The organism is Pseudomonas sp. fls2-241-R2A-110 (assembly GCF_030209165.1).
GTDB lineage: Bacteria > Pseudomonadota > Gammaproteobacteria > Pseudomonadales > Pseudomonadaceae > Aquipseudomonas.
Genome location: NZ_JARVSN010000039.1, coordinates 51,047 through 69,432, shown reverse-complemented (window position 1 = coordinate 69,432; position 18,386 = coordinate 51,047). Strand labels below are relative to the sequence as shown.

General features: G+C 60.4%; 13 protein-coding genes and 2 pseudogenes. 9 read left to right on the top strand and 6 right to left on the bottom strand.

The genetic code is table 11. The features are described 5' to 3' along the window. Positions 1-180: 180 nt before the first annotated feature. The gene (gene hpaC / locus QRN31_RS28560) at positions 181-693 is read left to right on the top strand and encodes a 4-hydroxyphenylacetate 3-monooxygenase, reductase component (protein ID WP_285436050.1); all 513 of its coding nucleotides are present in this window, start codon (positions 181-183) and stop codon (positions 691-693) included. A gap of 51 nt (positions 694-744) precedes the next feature. On the opposite strand, the gene QRN31_RS28555 is transcribed toward hpaC, so the two are convergent. Genes QRN31_RS28555 through QRN31_RS28545 form a run of 3 tightly spaced genes read right to left on the bottom strand, consistent with a single transcriptional unit; the run spans position 745 to position 4,369 of the window. After that, positions 745-1,761: a phosphotransferase enzyme family protein gene (locus QRN31_RS28555; protein WP_285436049.1), complete on the bottom strand. Its 1,017-nt coding sequence runs from the start codon at positions 1,759-1,761 to the stop codon at positions 745-747. A gap of 9 nt (positions 1,762-1,770) precedes the next feature. Next, entirely contained in the window at positions 1,771-3,051 is a 1,281-nt protein-coding gene (locus QRN31_RS28550) for an aspartate aminotransferase family protein (RefSeq protein WP_285436048.1), read from the bottom strand. Then, a complete protein-coding gene (locus QRN31_RS28545) occupies positions 3,044-4,369 on the bottom strand; it encodes an amino acid permease (RefSeq protein ID WP_285436046.1) in 1,326 nt (441 codons plus the stop codon). The genes QRN31_RS28550 and QRN31_RS28545 overlap by 8 nt, the downstream gene beginning before the upstream one ends. Positions 4,370-5,048: 679 nt before the next feature. Here QRN31_RS28545 and QRN31_RS28540 point away from each other — a divergent pair. From QRN31_RS28540 to QRN31_RS28530, 3 genes are all read left to right on the top strand, one after another. Beyond that, positions 5,049-5,411, top strand: a complete 363-nt coding sequence (locus QRN31_RS28540; protein ID WP_285436044.1) for a DUF6124 family protein — start codon at positions 5,049-5,051, stop codon at positions 5,409-5,411. Between the two features lie 283 nt (positions 5,412-5,694). Then, positions 5,695-6,846 carry a PheS-related mystery ligase SrmL gene (gene srmL, locus QRN31_RS28535; protein WP_285436042.1) on the top strand — a complete coding sequence of 384 codons (1,152 nt, stop codon included), beginning with the start codon at positions 5,695-5,697 and terminating at the stop codon, positions 6,844-6,846. 385 nt (positions 6,847-7,231) lie between these two features. After that, entirely contained in the window at positions 7,232-8,440 is a 1,209-nt protein-coding gene (locus QRN31_RS28530) for an MFS transporter (protein WP_285436041.1), read from the top strand. A gap of 66 nt (positions 8,441-8,506) precedes the next feature. Here QRN31_RS28530 and QRN31_RS31740 read toward each other — a convergent pair. From QRN31_RS31740 to QRN31_RS28520, 3 genes and pseudogenes are all read right to left on the bottom strand, one after another. Beyond that, positions 8,507-9,103: pseudogene (locus tag QRN31_RS31740) on the bottom strand (methyl-accepting chemotaxis protein); the annotation flags it as partial. A gap of 261 nt (positions 9,104-9,364) precedes the next feature. Next, a pseudogene (locus QRN31_RS31735) lies at positions 9,365-10,414 on the bottom strand (methyl-accepting chemotaxis protein); the annotation flags it as partial. Between the two features lie 273 nt (positions 10,415-10,687). Next, positions 10,688-12,010 carry an alginate export family protein gene (locus tag QRN31_RS28520; RefSeq protein WP_285436038.1) on the bottom strand — a complete coding sequence of 441 codons (1,323 nt, stop codon included), beginning with the start codon at positions 12,008-12,010 and terminating at the stop codon, positions 10,688-10,690. Positions 12,011-12,251: 241 nt separating this feature from the next. On the opposite strand from QRN31_RS28520, the gene QRN31_RS28515 reads away from it, so the two are divergent. From QRN31_RS28515 to QRN31_RS28495, 5 genes are all read left to right on the top strand, one after another. After that, the gene (locus QRN31_RS28515) at positions 12,252-12,641 is read left to right on the top strand and encodes a c-type cytochrome (RefSeq protein WP_285436036.1); all 390 of its coding nucleotides are present in this window, start codon (positions 12,252-12,254) and stop codon (positions 12,639-12,641) included. A 50-nt stretch (positions 12,642-12,691) separates the two neighbouring features. Next, positions 12,692-14,182, top strand: coding sequence for an aldehyde dehydrogenase family protein (locus QRN31_RS28510; RefSeq protein WP_285436035.1), 1,491 nt, complete (start codon positions 12,692-12,694; stop codon positions 14,180-14,182). Between the two features lie 137 nt (positions 14,183-14,319). Beyond that, positions 14,320-14,820 (top strand): sigma-70 family RNA polymerase sigma factor, encoded by a 501-nt coding sequence (locus tag QRN31_RS28505; RefSeq protein WP_285436034.1) that lies wholly within the window; start codon positions 14,320-14,322, stop codon positions 14,818-14,820. A gap of 40 nt (positions 14,821-14,860) precedes the next feature. Then, on the top strand, positions 14,861-15,835 hold the full coding sequence (locus tag QRN31_RS28500) for a FecR family protein (RefSeq protein WP_285436033.1): 975 nt from the start codon (positions 14,861-14,863) through the stop codon (positions 15,833-15,835). Between the two features lie 108 nt (positions 15,836-15,943). After that, positions 15,944-18,367: a TonB-dependent siderophore receptor gene (locus tag QRN31_RS28495; RefSeq protein ID WP_285436032.1), complete on the top strand. Its 2,424-nt coding sequence runs from the start codon at positions 15,944-15,946 to the stop codon at positions 18,365-18,367. The last annotated feature ends 19 nt before the right edge of the window (positions 18,368-18,386 follow it).

The following is an 18,386-nucleotide window of genomic DNA, read 5'->3' as shown; positions in this document are numbered from 1 at the left end:
CTCCCTGCAGAATACTCACTGTGACGGGCCCTGACGATAAAGAAACCACCTAGTCGACTAGCGGAAAGCCCACCTCGCCATGGGGATCGTTGCAATGGTTGCGGGCGACGCCGGGCCTTAGTCTTGTTCCATCACTTGGGGCCGCGCAACGACGGTCCTCCTGAAGGAAGGGGCATCGACATGGCCGACCTGAGCCAGCAGCAAATCGACTTTCGCAACGCCATGGCGCAGCTGCCTGCTGCGGTGAACATCATCACCACCAACGGCCCCGGCGGCCGCTGCGGGATCACCGCCAGCGCGGTGTGCTCGGTCACCGACTCGCCACCGACCGTGCTGGTCTGCGTCAACCGCAACAGCGCCACCCACGACGTGTTCCGCACCAACGGCCACTTGTGCGTCAACGTGCTGTGCAGCGAACAGGAAGAACTGGCCCGACACTTCGCCGGCATGACCCAAGTGTCGATGGCCGAACGATTCGCTTGGGACCTGTGGGACGACGGCGCGGCCGATGTGCCGGTGCTGCGCGATGCCCTGGTGCAACTGGAAGGGCGGATTACCGAGTGCAAGGAGGTGGGGTCGCACTCTGTGATGTTTGTGGAATTGTCGAAGGTGGGCGTGCGCGGGGAAGGGGATAGCCTGGTGTACTTCAACCGGTTGTTTCATCGGGTTGAGCATGCTGCGGCGACTTGCTGAAACACCGCGTTAGATCGTTCCCACGCAGAGCTTGGGAACGATCTGTGGTGATTACTCTTGCAGATATTCCCGAGCCAACTGACACGCCCGTTCGATCAACATCGGCGCCATTTCAATCGCCGTCGGCGTGCCTTTGCGGGTATGAATCCAGCCCAGATACGTTGTGCCGCGCAGCATCAGAAACAGCGCCAATGTGCTGCGATCCGCCTCGGTCAGCGGTTTGACCGCGTCATAGCCCGCAAGCAGTGATGCTTTGATCTGCTCATAACGCGGATCATCCAAACAGAAATACAGCGCGGTCGCCAGTTCGAACATGTGCCAGCCAAACCCCGCATCATCGAAGTCGATCAGGCGCAGTTGCGGCCCTTCGATCAGCAGGTTCTCCGGCACCAGATCGGCGTGAATCATGCCGAAGTTCTTCAGGTGCCGGCCGTATCGACGCAGGTCGCTGCGTGCGCGGCGGCGGGCTTCCTGCAACAGCGCCCGTTGATCATTGCTGAGCTGTTCCAGCTCCCAAAACCGTCCCCAGAACGGATTGGCGCCGATCAATCCATCCTCATCCCACGCATGGCGCACAAACTCGTCCGGCTGCTGCCAATCCGCCGCGTGCAAGTGAATCCGCGCGGCAATTGCGCCGGCCTCGGCAAACAGAAAATCAATTTCAGTGTCAGCCTGTACCCCGGCTTCGGAGGTGCCCGCCGTCGCGCCGGGCAGCCAGGCGAGCATGTCGACATGCCGCGGTTCGCCGATGTCGGCGTGGACGACTTCGACCAAGTGCCGCTCGTCCCGCGCCCGAATGATCTGCGGCACGGTGATGCCAGCCGTGGCCAGCGCTTCCATCCATTGCAGCTCGGAACGCAGCGCCGCCTCGCAATGATAGCCGTTGCGATGGATGCGCAGGGCGACGCGCTGGCCGTCCTCGCGCCGCGCTGAGAACACCGCGTTTTCGCGGAATTTCACCAGTTCGATCTCACCAAACACGCCGTCCCACTGTTGCAGGGCATGGCGGGCAAGGTTGTGCAGTTTGGCGACTTGCTGGTCGTGGGTCAGGGTGTGGAAATCAGTCATGGCAAGGCCTCAGATTGCGCTCAGGGCGCTGTCCAGTGTGTCAACGAAGAGGTCGGCGTGATCGCGGTTGAACACCAACGGCGGCCGTAGTTTGAGAATGTTGTCGCCGGCGCCGATCTTGCTGATCAGCACGCCGTTCTCGCGCATGTCATTCACCACCTTGCGCGCCTCGAGGCCGGCAGGCTCCTTGCTGGCGTGGTCGCGCACCAGTTCCATGGCGAAGAACAACCCTTTGCCGCGCACATCGCCAATGATCGAATGCTTGCTGGCCAACAATTGCAGACGTTGCTGCACATAGGCGCCGACGGATTGCGCGTTACTCAGCAACTGTTGGTCTTCGATGACATCAAGCACCGCCATGCCCACCGCTGCGGCGACCGGCGAGCCGCCGAAGGTGTTGAAATACATAGCGCTGCGCCCGAACGCCTCGACCAGCGATTTTCGGGTGATCAGCCCGGCCAGCGGATAACCGTTGCCCATCGGTTTCCCCAAGGTAACGATGTCGGGGACCACGGCGTGCGCCTGATGGCCCCACAGATGATCGCCGGTGCGGCCGAACCCGGATTGCACTTCATCGGCGATGAACAAACCGCCCGCCGCGCGAATCAGTTCGGCGGCCTTGGCGACAAACCCGGCCGGTACCCGTGGCAAACCTTCGTTGGCGAACAGCGTGTCGATCAGCAGCGCGGCAGGGCGAATCCCTTGCGCCTGCATCGAGGCGATGGCGGCTTTGATGTTGGCGGCATATTGCTCGGTCAACTCAGCCTCGCTGGTGCCTGCCGGCGTGTGGTACAGACACGGGATCGGCACCGCGCGAGCGTGTGCGGCGAATGGCTCGGGCGAAGGCAGCGCGGTGGTGACTTCGGCCAGCGACGACGAGTTGCCGTGGTAGTTGTAGTCGCTGACGATGATGCCGGTGCCGCCGCTGGCAAACCGCGCCAGGCGCAGCGCCAGTTCATTCGCTTCGCTGCCGGTGCAGGTGAACATTGCGGTGTCGAGCGGTTCGGCGAACGTGGCGGTCAGGCGCTCGGCGTAACGCACGACGTTTTCGTCCAGATAGCGAGTGTGAATATTCAGCGTCATCGCCTGACGGTGCATCGCCTCCACCACGTGCGGGTTGCAATGGCCGACGCAGGGTACGTTGTTGTAGACGTCCAGATAACGGCGGCCGTCGACGTCAAACAGCCAGACGCCTTCGCCGCGCACCAGGTGCAGGGGGTTGTCGTAGAACAACGGTGAAGCGCTGCCGAGGACGCGATGGCGGCGTTGCAGGAGGGTGTCTTCAGGCATGGTCGGGAACCTCGATGGCAGTGGTGCGGCCTTGCAGGTGGGCGCGCAGCAGGAAGTTGAACGTGCACAGGACGAAGGTCGCCGCGAGGGCGATCAGCATCAGCATGTCGAGTTGGAAGCAGGCGGCGATCACCACCAGCGTCAAGGCCAGGCCCAGCCAGGCAACCACAGTGCCGCCGGCCAGACGGAACGGACGCGGCAAATCAGGCTGGCTGCTTTTGATTCTTAGGTAGGCGCCGAAAATGAACAGGTAGCAAACGTTGAGCAGCAGCACGACTGCGAGCATCACCGTGGCCGGGTCGATGGCGGACAACGGCAGGCCGATCGCGCCGATCAGCAGCAGGGCCGGGAACGGCGTGCCGCGCTTGCCGGTTTTGCCCAGCCATTGCGGGAACAAACCGTCGCGGGCCATGGCGAACAATTGCCGCGAGGCGGCGTAGATCAGCGAGAAGAACGTGGCGATCAGACCGAACACCGCGCCGCAGCCAATCACTTTGGCCAGCCACGACGCATCGCCGTAGACGTTGGTGCTGGTCATCGCGGCATACAGCGGATCGCCCGCCGACCCCACCAACTCGACACCTCCGGCACCCGGCGCGCAGACCAACACCACCAGCGCGGTCACCAGCAACGTGCCGATGGCGGCGAGGATGCCACGCGGCATGCTGCGCCCGGGGTTGTGCGCTTCTTCAGCGGCCGAGCCGGTTTGCTCGACGGTGATGAACAGCCAGATGGCGAACGGCACACAGGCGAAAATCCCGCCGAGGCTGACGGACGGACCACCAATGGCCGCCGGCATTTTCAACAGGTTCGCCAGTTCGACATGCGGCGCCATCGCCACGCCAAAGATCAGCAGCGCAACGACCGCGATGGCGCCCGCGACCATGGTCAGGCCCATGGCCTCACCGACGCCCCGGATGTGGATGCCAATGATCACCGCGAACAGGGCGATTTTCACCGGCCAGCCACCGAGCCCGAACATCGATTCGGTGTAGGCGCAAATGAACGTCGCCGCCGCACCGGTGCCGATGGTCAGCGCCAACGCACAGGCGACACCGACCAGATAACCCACGAACGGCCCGAAGGCGCTTTGCGCATAAACGAATACGCCACCGGCACTCGGCAGCGCGGTCGACAACTCGGCCACGCACAACGCCAGGCCACCGCACAGCAACGCCATCAGCACCGTGGCGATCAGCATGTTCATCCAGCCGCCGGCCATCAGCCCGAAATTCCAGCCGGAAAACTGCCCGGCCACCACCAACGCAATTCCAAGGCCGGCAATCTTTGGCCAGCCCAACGCACTTTTCTTAAGCACAGAAGTCTCCCGCGACCCGAGGGTCGAATTGTTGTTTTTGGGGTAGAGAAGGGGATCGGTTTTGATACTACGCGCGGCGGGCGGCGGGGCTTGTTTGCGGGGATGCCAAGTGGTTGTTTGTGGGTGCCAGATTCAGGTTTTTGGAGCGCAGGTGGATCGCGTTGTCGTTCATCGGCGCCATCTCAATCGCCAACATTTTGATCGTTCAGCTGTCTTTTGATAAACCTTCAAAATAAAGTCATCAAGACAGTTGCTCCCACATTAGATCGCGTTCGTCTGGACAACTCGGTCAACTGTGGGAGCGGGCTTGCCCGCGATGGCGGCCTCAATTCGGAGTGCTTGTTTAAGGGTGTTTAAGGTTACTTCCTGAAAGCTACAACGCCTTGCTCCATTGCCTACGACTACGCCAGAATCGGCCGGCTTGTGCGCTTTGGACGCCCTCGGTAACTTGATCCCCGTCACTGATTCCCAGTGATCGGGTTTAGTAGCCCGAGGATGTGAAGGCTGCACAAGCGTCTGTCAGACAGGTATTTCGATGCCTGTATTTGATGGTGGTTGTGCGCAGGGCGTCCTCGGACGCGCCGGCTTTGCCTTCGTTCCCCGGTCTACTAACCTGCGTACAGCCGCCACCCCTCGTATTAGTAGCGAGGCGTGGCTGCCCAGTAAGGAACGAATGAATATGTTCAAGGTAACTCCAAACCCGCCAGACACAGATCCGGCATCCCCCTACGAATCAGTCGATTCAAAGAAATTCCACGAAGCCGCCGACCGCGCCCTCGATCACTACCTCAACCCCGCCGCCCTCAAGCCCCCGCTCGTGCGCAAACCCAGCACCATGTTCATGATCGCGCCGGACATCCGGGACGAAGACCTGCTGGCACACACCTGCGAATCCCTGGCCTCGGCCAGCGTCATGACGGCCGACTTCGCCGCGTACCTCGAAGGCCCGCACCGGCATACGGCACTGGGGATTCAGCAGATCATCATGCAGGCGGAGCTGGCGGTGAATCGGATGCTGGATAACATCGAACTGCCCAAGTAATCACTGATACCGCGTCATCGTTCATCGCGAGCAGGCTCACTCCCACATTTGACCGCGTTCTCCAGTCGGACGCGATCCAATGTGGGAGTGAGCCTGCTCGCGATGGCATCGCCTCGGTCATCATTGAACCCATTCCCACGCATCAACCCCTTCACGTGTTAACCCCCCCCAAAAAAAAAGTAGGACCGTGCTGTCAGCACCATCTGATTTTTCCTGCTCTTCGGCTGTACGCACCAATAGCTGTGTACCTTTTCGGCAAGGACCCATTGTCGAGAGAAACAGCATGGACACAACTTCAAGGAAAACCGTTACGGGCGCGGTACTTAAACAGGCGCTGTTACTGGTTGATCTAACCGAATCAAACAATCCCGATCACGCCCTCCGGCTTCTGCTAACTGAAATCCTCCAAGGGCTCGCGGAAAAAGGCTGGCCTCAAGCTCAATTGCAGACAGGGCCGCGGATTGTGTCCGCCGAAGAAAACTACGGTTTACTCGGCTATGACCCGGCAGAAGTCACGCTCGGGAGTGAACACACCCGCTGGGTCGACGAATGCTCACTATTACGTACACAAACCACCAGCCAGATTCCGGCAGCGCTCCAGCAAGCGGCTCTGGTGCGGCAACCGGTGCAAACGATCTTGCTGGCGGCGCCGGGTATTACTTTCCGTCGTGATAGTCGGGATCGCTGGCATTGCGCGGAGCCGCATCAGATGGATATCTGGGTGCTGGGCGATCCGGAGTTGTCTACGCATGAGCATCTGTTGCGTCTGGTCGGCGACATCCTCAAGTCTGCCGTTCCTGGAAAATCCTGGGTCTACAGCGACAGTCCGCATCACTACACCGAGGGCGGAATTGAAGTGAATGTGTTGAATGACAACACGCCGGTCGAGGTGCTGGAGTGCGGCCGTATCGCGAAGTCTTTGCTGGAACGCTTGAAGATCGACCCTTTGCGTCACGGAGGGCTGGCGCTCGGGATGGGACTGGATCGCCTGACCATGTTGCGCAAAGGCATCCCGGATATTCGCTTGTTACGCGATCAGAACACGCGAGTGCAGGCGCAGATGCATGATCTGAATCCATGGACTGCGGTATCTCGTTTGCCGTCGATTGCTCGCGACATTTCGTTGGCTGTAACACCGGGGTTAAGCGAAGAAGTGTTGACCGAGAGGATGTTGCTGGCTGCGGGTGACAGTTCTGACTGGATCGAAGAGATGCAGATCAAGTGTCGTTGGGATTTCTTGGATTTACCCTCGCAAGCCATTGAGCGACTCGGGATGCTGCCGGGCCAGGAGAATGTGCTTTTGCGTGTGGTGCTGCGTGATTGTTCGCGATCGATCACTACCGCTGAGGCGAATGCTTTGTATGCAGACATTCAAGCGGCGATGCATGAAGGGGCGCCGGGGGCGGGTTATAGGATGGATCTTCCTAAGGTTTGAAATTGAGCTGCCCCGGTAACCACTGAAACTCCGCGTCATCGTTCATCGCGGGCAAGCCCGGCTCCCACAGGTTTTGCAGTGTTCAGTCATTTTGTGAACACCTCAAAACCTGTAGGAGCCGGGCTTGCCCGCGATGGCATCACCTCGGTCAAAAGTGAACCAAACCTATCTGTAAGACCTTGCTGTCAGCCCCTTCTGAATTTTTCCGCTCCAGGGCTTTAAACCCAACGGCCGTGTACCTTGTCAGCAAGGACCTATTGTCGAGAGAAAGAATCGACTGCCCCGGATGCCGTACCTGAGCTTCTCGCTGAAGCGTTGTCGGAATCTGACTGGTGAACGCGTGCAGCGGGCTACTCATCAGCGCAAATTACAATCTGGAGAAATGATGGCTAATCCCTATCGCGAATTACTGACAACCCCTGGCGTCATGGGGTTAGTCATCGCGAGCTCCATCGCCCGTCTTCCACAGGCAATGATCGGCATCGGCATCATTACCATGTTGGTGCAGCAGACCGGTCTTTATTGGTTGGCTGGCTCGGTCGCAGGCACATTTACATTAGCGAATGCGCTGATCGGTCCGCAGATATCGAAACTCGTTGATCAACGGGGTCAGAGTCGGGTTCTGCCCTTTGTTACAGCGTTCAGCATTGGTATGTTGCTGGCGCTGATAATGGCTGTCTACGTGAGGGCTCCGACCTTACTGCTTTTTATTCTGGCGGCACTGGCGGGCACGATGCCGAGCATGCCCGCCATGATAAGAGCACGCTGGACGCAGCTTTTCCGTGGCAAGCCGCAATTACACACGGCCTTCTCCCTGGACACTGTTCTGACTGAACTCGCCTTTATTATTGGCCCCCCACTCGCCATTGGTCTGAGCACCAGCTACTTCGCCGAAGCTGGGCCTCTTGTTGCCGTCGTGCTTCTGGTCATCGGCGTAACGGCTTTTCTTCTTCAGCGGCAGACTGAGCCGAAAGTGGTTGTGGGCAGCCGGCGGAACGCAAGCTCGACCTTGCTCATCCCCGGTGTTCGCACCATTGTTCTGGCGCTTCTAGCGATGGGTGTGATTGGCGGTTCGATCGATGTGGCGGTTGTTGCCTTCGCCAACGCTCAAGGCTGGCCAACATCCGCCAGCTTTATCCTGGCAGCCTATGCGCTCGGCTCCATGATCGCTGGCCTCACTTTCGGTGCGCTAAGGGTTGCCTTGCCAATTGAAAAGCAGTTCTTTATTGGGGTACTGGTAACAGCAGTAACAGCGGTGCTGCCTATATTTTCACCGGACGTCTACATCCTTTCCGGAATGCTCTTTGTGGCAGGAATGTCATTCGCGCCGACTATGGTCATCGTCATGAATCTCGGTGCGATCATTGTTCCACCGTCGAGGATCACCGAAGGACTGACGTGGATGACGACTGGCATCAGCATCGGCGTAGCACTCGGTGGAGTGCTTTCGGGTTTGATTATCGATGTTTATGGTGCGCGGGCAGGGTTCGGCGTAGCCATTGGCGCGGGGCTTGTAATGGTGGTGGTCGTTCTTTTGGGGCTGCGTACACTTCGTGCTACATCAGCGACTTGCGCCGAGCCAACCTTCCAGTAATTGGGTAGCTACTGAAACCCTGTGGCGGGGGAGAAAACTCCCTCACCACAAAAACGGTCACACCCTTCAGATCCGGAAACTACCCACAAGCTGATTCAACCGATCCGCCTGCCTTTCCAGCTCCGTACACGCCCGCAACGTCGACTGCAAATTCTCCACCCCTTGCTGGTTCAGCGTGTTGATCTCGGTAATGTCGACATTCAGCGCCTCAACCACCGATGTCTGTTCTTCAGTTGCTGCCGCCACCGACTGGTTGACGTTGTCGATCTCGCCAATCCGCTGGGTCACGCTGCTCAAGCGTTTGCCGGCCAGGTTGGCGATGCTGACGCTTTCTTCGCTGTGTTGCTGGCTCTCGGTCATGGTCACGACCGATTCGCGTGCGCCGATTTGCAACTCTTCAATCATCTGCTGGATCTCCGCTGCCGAGGTTTGCGTGCGCCCAGCGAGGCTGCGCACTTCGTCGGCGACCACCGCAAAACCACGGCCCGCTTCACCCGCGCGGGCGGCTTCGATGGCGGCGTTCAGCGCCAGCAAGTTGGTCTGTTGCGAGATGCCTTTGATGACTTCGAGGATCTGTCCGATGTTCACGGTTTTGGTGTTGAGTACTTCAATGTTGACGCACGAAGTGCTGATCTTGCCGGACAGTTCGTTCATCACCTGAATCGTGCGCTCCACCACTTGGCGGCCATCTTCGGCTTGCTGCCGCGCGGCGGAAGCCTGTTGCGACGCATCGGACGCGTTATGCGCGATCTCCTGCGCGGCGGCGCCCAGTTGGTTGATCGCGGCGGCGACGCTGTTGGTGCGGGTCGATTGTTCGTCGAAGTTGCTCAGCGACGAGTTCGAGGCCAGCAGCACACGCTTGGCGCCTTCGTTGACGCCGAGCGCCGCCGATGACACTTCACGGATCGAGTGATGGATGCGCTCGACGAAGCGGTTGAACGCGGTCGCCAACTGGCCGATTTCATCCCGTGATTGCACCGCCAGGCGCCGGGTCAAATCGCCCTCGCCGAGGGAAATGTCTTCCATGACCCGCGTCAGCACTTGCAGCGGTCGGGTGATGCGAAACGCCGCATACCAGATCAAGACCAGACCCAGCAGGGCCGAGCCGCCGCCCAACAACAATTCCAGCGCGGTGCTTTGCACACCTTGGGCATCGAGTTCGTTTTGCAGCGTGGTCACCGGTGCCAGCAACACATCTTGCGGCACACCGACCAACACGCCCCACGGCGCAGCGCCGGCAATCGGCGCCAGCGGTTCGAGGACGTTGATCTGCTGCTGGTCGACAAACACCTGCGCCTGGCCCTGACGCAAGGCGTCCATCACCGGGACATCGTCCAGCGGCTGGCCGAGGCGGCTGACGTCCTGGCTGTTGGCGGAGATTACCCCGCGCGGGCTGACGATGCTGATCTGCCCGTGGCCATCGAACAGTTGATGGGCGCTGGCTTCGCTGTTGTGTTGCAGGGCGGCGAGGTTGATGTCGAGGCCGACCACGGCGATGACTTTGCCGTTGTCCATCAGCGGGAACGCAATGCTGGTCACCAGTTTGCGGCTGCCCGAGGCTTCGTCGAAGTACGGCTCCAGCACGCAGGCCTGACGGGTATCGCGGGCGCAGGTATAGAAGGCGTTGTACGGCGCGCCGCTGGGGCCGGGCGAGGTGTTGGCCAGCAGGGCTTCGTCGCCGATCACCGCTTGCAGTTCGCCGGGTTTGCTTTGTACCCAATACAAGGAGAAGCGCCCGGTTTCGTTGCTGCCCACGGCGGCCTGATCGATGAAACCGGCGTCGGCACCGTCGAGGGCATCGGGTTCGAAAATGACATAAAGCCCGAGCAGGTCGGGCTTGTCGATCAGGGCCTGGTGCAGCTGGGCGCTCAGTTCCTGGCGTAATTGCGGTCGGGTCAATTTGCCCTGCTGCTGCAGTTGCCGCAGGTACAACACATAGCGCGACAAGCCTTGGCCATATTCGTGGGTCTGCATGAAGGTGCGTTGCACCTGCATCGCCTGCACATTGCCCAGCGCCTGCATGTGTTCCTTGGCGGCGTTGGCGAGCATTTCACTGCTGGCGTGTGCCACTTGCTGGCTGCTTTGGTGAGTCTGATACAGCGACAAGCCCATCAGCAAACCCACCACCAGCAACAGGCAAAGGCCGGCGAGCAGGGCGATCTTGCTCTGGATCGTCAGGAATCTTGAGTGCATTGGAAAGGCCTTTTTCCATAGGGGGCAGCGGATGCGCCACTGCCCCGGTCTGACTTAGAACGTGGTAGCAAACACCACTTGGCTGTAGAGGTTCTTGTCGTTGTTGCCCAGTTGCGTGCCGCCCTGTTCAGCGCTCTTGTCCGGCTGGTAGAGGCCGATCAATGGCATCACGGTCAGGTGTTCGTTGACGTGCCATTCGGCATACAGGTCGACTTCGTGGCCATCGGTGTTGCCGAGGTTGCGGTCGATGGTGTCGAAGTTGAAATACATCGCGCCGACGTTGAGGTTCTCCAGCGGCGAGACCTTCAGCGTGACGTTCTGGATGCGTGAGTTGGCGTTGAACGGGCCGGCATAGTTGCCCGCGACTTCGCCCTGGAACCAGGTGCCATAGCCGCGACTGAAACCGTAGAACAGCGTGTCGTAACCTTCCGAGAAACGGCTGTAGCGGTAGCTGACATAGGGCGTCCAGGCCACGTCGGCAAAGGTCCAGCCGGCTTCCAGATACCAAGCGTCTTCGTTGCTGGCGTGTGGTTTGTCCTGCTTGGCGTATTCGCCGGACAGGAACAGGTTTTTCACCCCGGCATTACCCGTCGCACGCAGGCTGTAGGTCTTCATGCCGTCGCGCTCCAGCTGCGATGGCGAGGCGAATTGTTCGTCGACGTCAGTGGTGTCGATGTAGGTCAGGCCCACGGTGCCTTCTTCGGCCACGTGTTCGAGGGTGCCGACGTACATTTCGGTTTTCGCTTGGGCGCGGTTATCCGATTTGAGCCACATCAGGTCGCCACGCCAGCCTTGCTTGCCACCGAGGCGCAGCACGGCGGTTTCGTCGAAGGCTTTACGGGCGGCGAGGTAGTAGGCGCCGCCGCGATTGAACTCACCGTCGGCCAGGCCCTTGCCCATGTTCAAGGCGTCGCCGTCGATCAGGAATCCGTCGCCGACCACGATGTTCTGGCGTCCGAAGGACAGGTCGACACCGTCGTTCCCCAGCGCTTCGAACAGCTTGCCCGAGCGCCAGCCAAGGTAGGCGTCTTCGAACTTGGTGGTGCGTTCCGTACCGTCGCTGAAACCGGCAGCATCGCCATCGCCCCAGGTGCCGGAACTGAGCATGTTCGCCGCGCCATACGCGGTGCCGGCACCGGCCAGGCCTTTGTCGAAGCTCAGGCCGTATTTGATGTAGCCCTCGCGCCACGACGAAGAACCTTCATTGAGGCGACCGGACAGCGCGTAGTTTTCCTGGCTGTGGAAAATGCCGAATACCGCTTCCAGCGTGGCGTTCAGGTGACTGTCGCCATCGGCATACAGTTCGTAGGCATTGGCCTGGGTGGCGCCGATCATCAGCGCGAGCGTCGAGAGACGAAGCAAGGGGGACTTGAGCATGGTGTGGCATCCATTCTTGTTCTTGACCACAGGGTTGAGGTCTTTTTCGATACTACGGCCCGGAACTTTTTTGCCCTTTTGTGTGGTTGCCAAAGAGTTGCCTGTGCTTGCCAAAGTGGGTGGTTTGGCAGCCTTGCCAATACGACTGGCACGCAGGGCAAAACCTGCGTGGCACTGACCGCTGACAATCGGTATCAACCCTGCTGATGCTTCCCCTTACGGATTTTCAAGGTCGTTTCCTATGTTCACTTCGCAGAAATTCTCCCTCGTCGGTTTGCTGTCGCTGGTGCTGGCGCAAACCGTAGTCGCCGCCGATTGCGCGCCGGACCAGGGCCACGGCGCCCAGGTGTTCGCCAATGAATGCGGGGTTTGCCACTCGGTGAGCAAAGGCATGGCCGGCATGATGGGGCCGAACCTGGCGGGCGTGGTTGGACGCAAATCCGGCTCGCTGGAAGGCTTCAGTTACTCCCAGGCGATGCGCAGCAAAGACGTGACCTGGCAGGCCGAAACCATCACCCAACTGATCACCCAACCCCAGGCCTATGTGCCCGGGACTTACATGCCCTACATGGGGCTGGCTTCTGCAGATGATCGCCAGACGGTCGTGTGCTTCCTCAAAGAACAACGCTAATCAGCCGGATTTTTTCTGGCTGAACCACTCGTTTGAACGACAGGTGAATTATGAGCAACGTTGAAATTCTGCCGCAGGTGGCTGCCTTCCTCGACCGCCGTCATGGCTGCTTCATTGACGGTCAATGGGTACTGGCCGACGGCCCGACCATTGCCGTGGTCAACCCGGCCACCGGGCAAACCCTGTGCGAAACCCTGGATGCGCCGCTGGATGTGGTCGAGCAAGCCGTGCAGTCATCGCACAAGGCGTTCAAGTCCGGTGTGTGGTCGGGCCTGCGTCCGGCGGACCGCGAACGCATCCTGCTGAACTTCACCGCGCTGGTCGAGGCGCATGCCGAAGAGCTGGCGCAGCTGGAAACCCTGAGCCAGGGCAAGTCGATCAACATGGCCCGCGCGCTGGATTTGAATGCGACCGTGGAGTTCATGCGCTACATGTCCGGTTGGGCGACCAAGATCGAAGGGCAGACTTTCGACGTGTCGATCCCGCTGCCACCAGGCGCCAAGTTCACCGCGTTCACCAAGCGTGAGCCGGTGGGCGTGGTGGTCGGCATCGTGCCGTGGAACTTCCCGCTGCTGATCGCTGCCTGGAAACTGATGCCTGCCTTGGCCACCGGTTGCACGGTGATCATCAAACCGGCCATGGAAACGCCGCTGACGGCAATGCGCCTGGCTGAGCTGGCGCTTGAAGCGGGCATTCCGGCCGGCGTATTCAACGTTGTCACCGGTGGCGGTGCTTCGGTCGGCGGCGTGCTGACCGCGCATCCACTGGTGAGCAAAGTGTCGTTCACCGGCTCCACGGCGGTGGGCAAAAGCGTTGGCGTGGCGTGCATGGAAAACATGACGCGCTTCTCGCTGGAACTGGGCGGCAAAAACCCGATGATCGTGCTCGCCGATGCCGACGTCGAGAAAGCAGTGCAGGGCGCAATCCTCGGCGGCCTGCTGAACAACGGCCAGGTCTGCGCGGCGGCGTCGCGCTTCTATGTGCATCGCTCGATTCACGATCAGTTCGTCGAGGCGCTGGCGGCAGCCGTCTCGGCAATGCCGATTGGCGCGGGCATGAATTGCAATGCAGCGATCAACCCGCTGGTGTCGCGCAAGCAACAGCAAAGCGTGCTCAAGCACATCGAACTGGCGCGCCGCGAAGGCGCGCGCGTGGTGGCGGGCGGTGAGTTGCTGGAAGGCGAGGGCTTCTACGTGCAGCCGACCATTCTGGCCGACATCGACCACAGCATGGCCGTGGCCCGCGAAGAAGTGTTTGGGCCGGTGCTGGGGGTGATGCCGTTCGACGACGAAGACGCCGTGATCGCCCTGGCCAACGACAACCGTTACGGCCTGGCCGCCAGCCTGTGGACCAACGATCTGGGCAAAGCCATGAACCTGGTACCACGCATCGAAGCCGGCACCGTGTGGGTCAACGCCCACGTGCTGCTCGACCCGGCGATGCCGTTTGGTGGGGTGAAGCAATCGGGCATGGGGCGCGAGTTCGGTCGCGCGGTGATCGAGGCGTATACCGAGTTGAAATCGGTGTGTATCGCGCACTGATTTATTGATTGACGACGGCCCCTGCAATGGGGGTCGTTGGTTTGGCTGACTGACGGCGACGCGGGCGAGATGGAATCCATTGCTTCTCCTTAATAGGAAGCATTACTATTCACGCCTCGTCTCCACAGCACACTACAATGATCCCCAAGCTGCCTCGCAGGCACAGCTTTTTCGAGCATTACGAAGAGTTGGTTGGCACCTGGACCCGTCGCCTGAGAAATCGTCAGCAGGCCGAGGATCTGGCCCACGACACCTTTGTGCGGGTGCTTGAGTCCGATTCAGCGGCAGTGGAACAACCCCGGGCGTATTTGCACCAGACCGCGCGCAACATTGCGGTCGATGGTTATCGACGTGAGGACCGGCGGGGCGCCATGGAGTCGCAGGCGATTGATCACAGTGTGTCGTCGTCAGGCGACCCGGAGCAGTTCATGCAGGCGATCCAGTTGGCGGACTCCATCGAACAGGCGCTCACCGAGCTGCCGCTCAATTGCCGCAAAGTGTTTGTCTGGCAGAAGATCGAAGGCCTGACCCAGGCTGAAATCGCCGAACGCCTGGGTCTGTCCAAGAACATGGTGGAAAAGTATATGATCCGCACCCTGCGGCATCTGCGCGACCGCCTCGACGGATTGCAGCCATGATCGGCCACGCCTGCTCACCCCCAGCCAAACAGGAACTTCCATGATGGATACTCGTGATTGTGCGTGCGGGCAAACAACGGTTCGAGATGATGCGGCGCGCTGGTTTGTGCGTTTGCAGGAACCGGCGATGGATCTCAAGGAATACCGGCGTTTCGAAGCCTGGCTGGACGAACACCCTCAGCATCGCGATGAATTCCAGTTGCTTGAAGGTTTGTGGACGGCGGCTGATCTCGTGCCGGCCAAGCGTCTGCAAGCCTTGTGTGAAACGCCGCCAACCCATCGCAGGCGCTCGCTGTTGGCGCGTTATGCAGTAGCGGCGAGTGTGGCGGCGGTGGCGCTGGGTTTGGGATTGTTCAGCGGTTTGAATCACCCGGCGGCGTACACGGCTGAATTTTCCACAGCATTGGGCGAGCGTCGCCATGTGGCGTTGCCCGATGGGTCGGTGATCGACTTGAACAGCCGCAGCCGCGTTCAGGTGCGCTACGAACAAGACCGACGCGGCGTCGAGCTGACTGAAGGCGAAGCGATGTTCAGCGTCGAGCACGACAGCAGCCGGCCGTTCGTGGTCGAGGCGGGGAGTGGCAAGGTCACGGTCACCGGCACGCGTTTCGATGTGCGCCGCGACCTCTCGCAAACCCGGGTGGCGGTGGAGCAGGGCACGGTCAAGGTTCAGGGACAAGGGCCGGATGTCGTCAGCCTGACCGCGGGCCTCGGCACGCAAATCAATGCCCAGGGCCAAGTGGCCGCTGCCTACGCGGTCAACCCGGCAGAACTGACGGCCTGGCGCAGCGGCAAACTGGTGTTCAACAACGCCAGCCTCAGCGAAGTCGCCGCCGAAGTCTCGCGCTACCGCGACAAACCCCTCACGGTCGCCAACGACAATGTGGGCCATTTGCGCCTGACCAGCGTGTTCAAATCCGACAACACCGACGCGCTGCTCAAGGCCTTGCCGAGCATCCTGCCGGTGGCCGTGCGCACCCTCGATGACGGCAGCCAGGAAATAATTTCCAATTAATTTCCAAACCGATTCAGGTTTTTTTTGAGTTCATCGTCTTCTTGTTCAACTGCAACTGGTTTGCATTAACAGCCGCACATGTTTGCGATCTACAGGACAATGTTCGACGTGAAGAAAACCACCGCTAAAAACAACAATTCACCTTGGCTGCGCCTTTCCCTGGCCCTGGCCGTCAGTGCCGGGCTACCCCAGGCATTTGCCGCTGATGGCATCCATATCCCGGCGCAGCCGTTGGGCCAGGCCCTGAGTGAGTTGGGACAACAAACGTCGTTGCAGGTTTTTTTCAGCCCTGATCTGGTGGCCGGCAAACAAGCCCCAGCGGTGGACGGTGACCTCTCACCGGAGCAGGCCTTGCGCCAATTGCTGCAAGGCAGTGGCCTGCACTATCAGATCGATGAAGGCTCGGTGACCCTGACACCCGCGCCGACTTCTGCGCCTGCCGGTCCGATCGAACTGGGTGTGACTGACATCAAAGTGGTCGGCGACTGGCTTGGCGACGCCGATGCCGCGGTGGTGCAAAACCATCCCGGCGCCCGGACGGTGATCCGCCGCGAAGCGATGGTCGAGCAGGGCGCCATGAACGTCGGCGACGTGTTGAAGCGTGTGCCCGGCGTGCAAGTGCAGGACGCCAACGGCACGGGCGGCAGTGATATTTCCCTGAACGTCGGCGTGCGCGGCCTGACGTCACGCCTGTCGCCACGCTCCACCGTGCTGATCGACGGCGTGCCGGCCGCGTTCGCGCCCTATGGCCAGCCGCAACTGTCGATGGCACCGATTTCCTCCGGCAACCTCGACAGCATCGACGTGGTTCGCGGCGCCGGTTCCGTACGTTACGGGCCGCAAAACGTCGGAGGAGTGATCAACTTCGTGACCCGCGCGATCCCCGAGAAAGCTACTGCCGAAATCGGCACTACGCTTGAAACCTCCCAACACGGTGGCTGGAAACACATCGACACTGCATTTGTCGGCGGCACGGCGGACAACGGCATGGGCGTGGCGCTGTTGTATTCCGGTGTGAACGGCAACGGCTATCGCGAAAGCAACAACGGCAACGACATCGACGACGTGATTCTCAAGACGCATTGGGCGCCAACTGATGTCGATGATTTCAGCCTCAACGTTCACTACTACGATGCCAGCGCGGACATGCCCGGCGGCCTGACCCAGAAGCAGTACGATGCCGATCCGTTCCAGTCCGACCGCGACCACGACAACTTCAGCGGTCGGCGCAAGGACGTGTCGTTCAAGTGGGCGCGGCAGATCAACGACAGCACCCAGGCCGAAGTGCTGACCTATTACACTGACAGCTTTCGCGGCAGCAATATCGCCGCTCGCGACCAGAAAACCCTCAGCTCTTACCCGCGCACTTACTACACCTACGGCATCGAGCCGCGGGTGTCCCATGTGTTCGACCTGGGGCCGACCACTCAGGAAGCCAGCGTCGGTTATCGCTACCTGAAAGAAGCGATGCACGAGGAATCGAGCCGCGTGGCGCTGGTCAACAATCAGCCGGTGCTGACACCGACCTCTGACGGCCATGTGTTCCAGGACCGTACCGGCGGCACCGAGGCCAATTCGGTCTACATCGATGACAAGATCGACATCGGCAAATGGACCGTGACCCCGGGCATTCGCTTTGAGCACATCAGCACCGACTGGCACGACCGCGCCGTGCTCGACACTGCTGGCAAACGCGTACCGGAAAAGAACCGCAGCATCGAAAGCAACGAACCGTTGCCGGCCCTGAGCGTGATGTATCACGTGTCCGATGCCTGGAAGCTGTTCGCCAACTACGAAACGTCGTTCGGCAGCCTGCAATATTTCCAGCTCGGCCAGGGTGGCGTGGGTGACAGCACCGCCAACGGCCTGAGCCCGGAGAAGGCCAAGACCTATGAGGTTGGCACGCGCTACAACGATGACGTGTGGGGCGGGGAAGTGACGCTGTTCTACATCGACTTCGATGACGAGTTGCAATACATCAGCAATGACGTGGGCTGGACCAACCTCGGCGCGACCAAGCACCAGGGCCTCGAAGCCTCCGTGCATTACGACCTGGCTGCGCTCAATCCGATGCTCGACGGCCTGACCGCCAACGCCGGTTTCACCTACACCCGTGCGACGTATGAAGGTGAGATTCCAGGCTTCAAGGGCCGTGACCTGCCGTTCTATTCGCGTCAGGTGGCCACCGCCGGGCTGCGTTATGACATCAATCGCTGGACCTACAACCTCGATGCGTTTGCCCAGTCCAAGCAGCGTTCGCCAGGCACGGGCGTCAACGCCGATGGCAGTTTCAATGGCAACTACATCACTGAAGGCACAGCGGACGGGCAGTTCGGTGACATCCCGGGTTACGTGACCTGGAACGTACGCGGTGGCTATGACTTCGGCGCGCAGCTGTCGAACCTGAAACTCGGCGCGGGAGTGAAGAACATCTTCGACAAGCAATACTTCACTCGCTCCAGCGACAACAACTCAGGGATGTATGTCGGGGCGCCGCGTACGTTCTTTGTGCAGGCTAGTGTCGGGTTCTGATGGACCGAGGTGACTTCAT

Coding starts and splice junctions, on each gene's coding strand:
- hpaC (WP_285436050.1), top strand. CDS start 181: ATGGCCGACCTGAGCCAGCAGCAAATCGACTTTCGCAACGCCATGGCG.
- QRN31_RS28555 (WP_285436049.1), bottom strand. CDS start 1,761: ATGACTGATTTCCACACCCTGACCCACGACCAGCAAGTCGCCAAACTG.
- QRN31_RS28550 (WP_285436048.1), bottom strand. CDS start 3,051: ATGCCTGAAGACACCCTCCTGCAACGCCGCCATCGCGTCCTCGGCAGC.
- QRN31_RS28540 (WP_285436044.1), top strand. CDS start 5,049: ATGTTCAAGGTAACTCCAAACCCGCCAGACACAGATCCGGCATCCCCC.
- srmL (WP_285436042.1), top strand. CDS start 5,695: ATGGACACAACTTCAAGGAAAACCGTTACGGGCGCGGTACTTAAACAG.
- QRN31_RS28530 (WP_285436041.1), top strand. CDS start 7,232: ATGGCTAATCCCTATCGCGAATTACTGACAACCCCTGGCGTCATGGGG.
- QRN31_RS28520 (WP_285436038.1), bottom strand. CDS start 12,010: ATGCTCAAGTCCCCCTTGCTTCGTCTCTCGACGCTCGCGCTGATGATC.
- QRN31_RS28515 (WP_285436036.1), top strand. CDS start 12,252: ATGTTCACTTCGCAGAAATTCTCCCTCGTCGGTTTGCTGTCGCTGGTG.
- QRN31_RS28510 (WP_285436035.1), top strand. CDS start 12,692: ATGAGCAACGTTGAAATTCTGCCGCAGGTGGCTGCCTTCCTCGACCGC.
- QRN31_RS28505 (WP_285436034.1), top strand. CDS start 14,320: ATGATCCCCAAGCTGCCTCGCAGGCACAGCTTTTTCGAGCATTACGAA.
- QRN31_RS28500 (WP_285436033.1), top strand. CDS start 14,861: ATGATGGATACTCGTGATTGTGCGTGCGGGCAAACAACGGTTCGAGAT.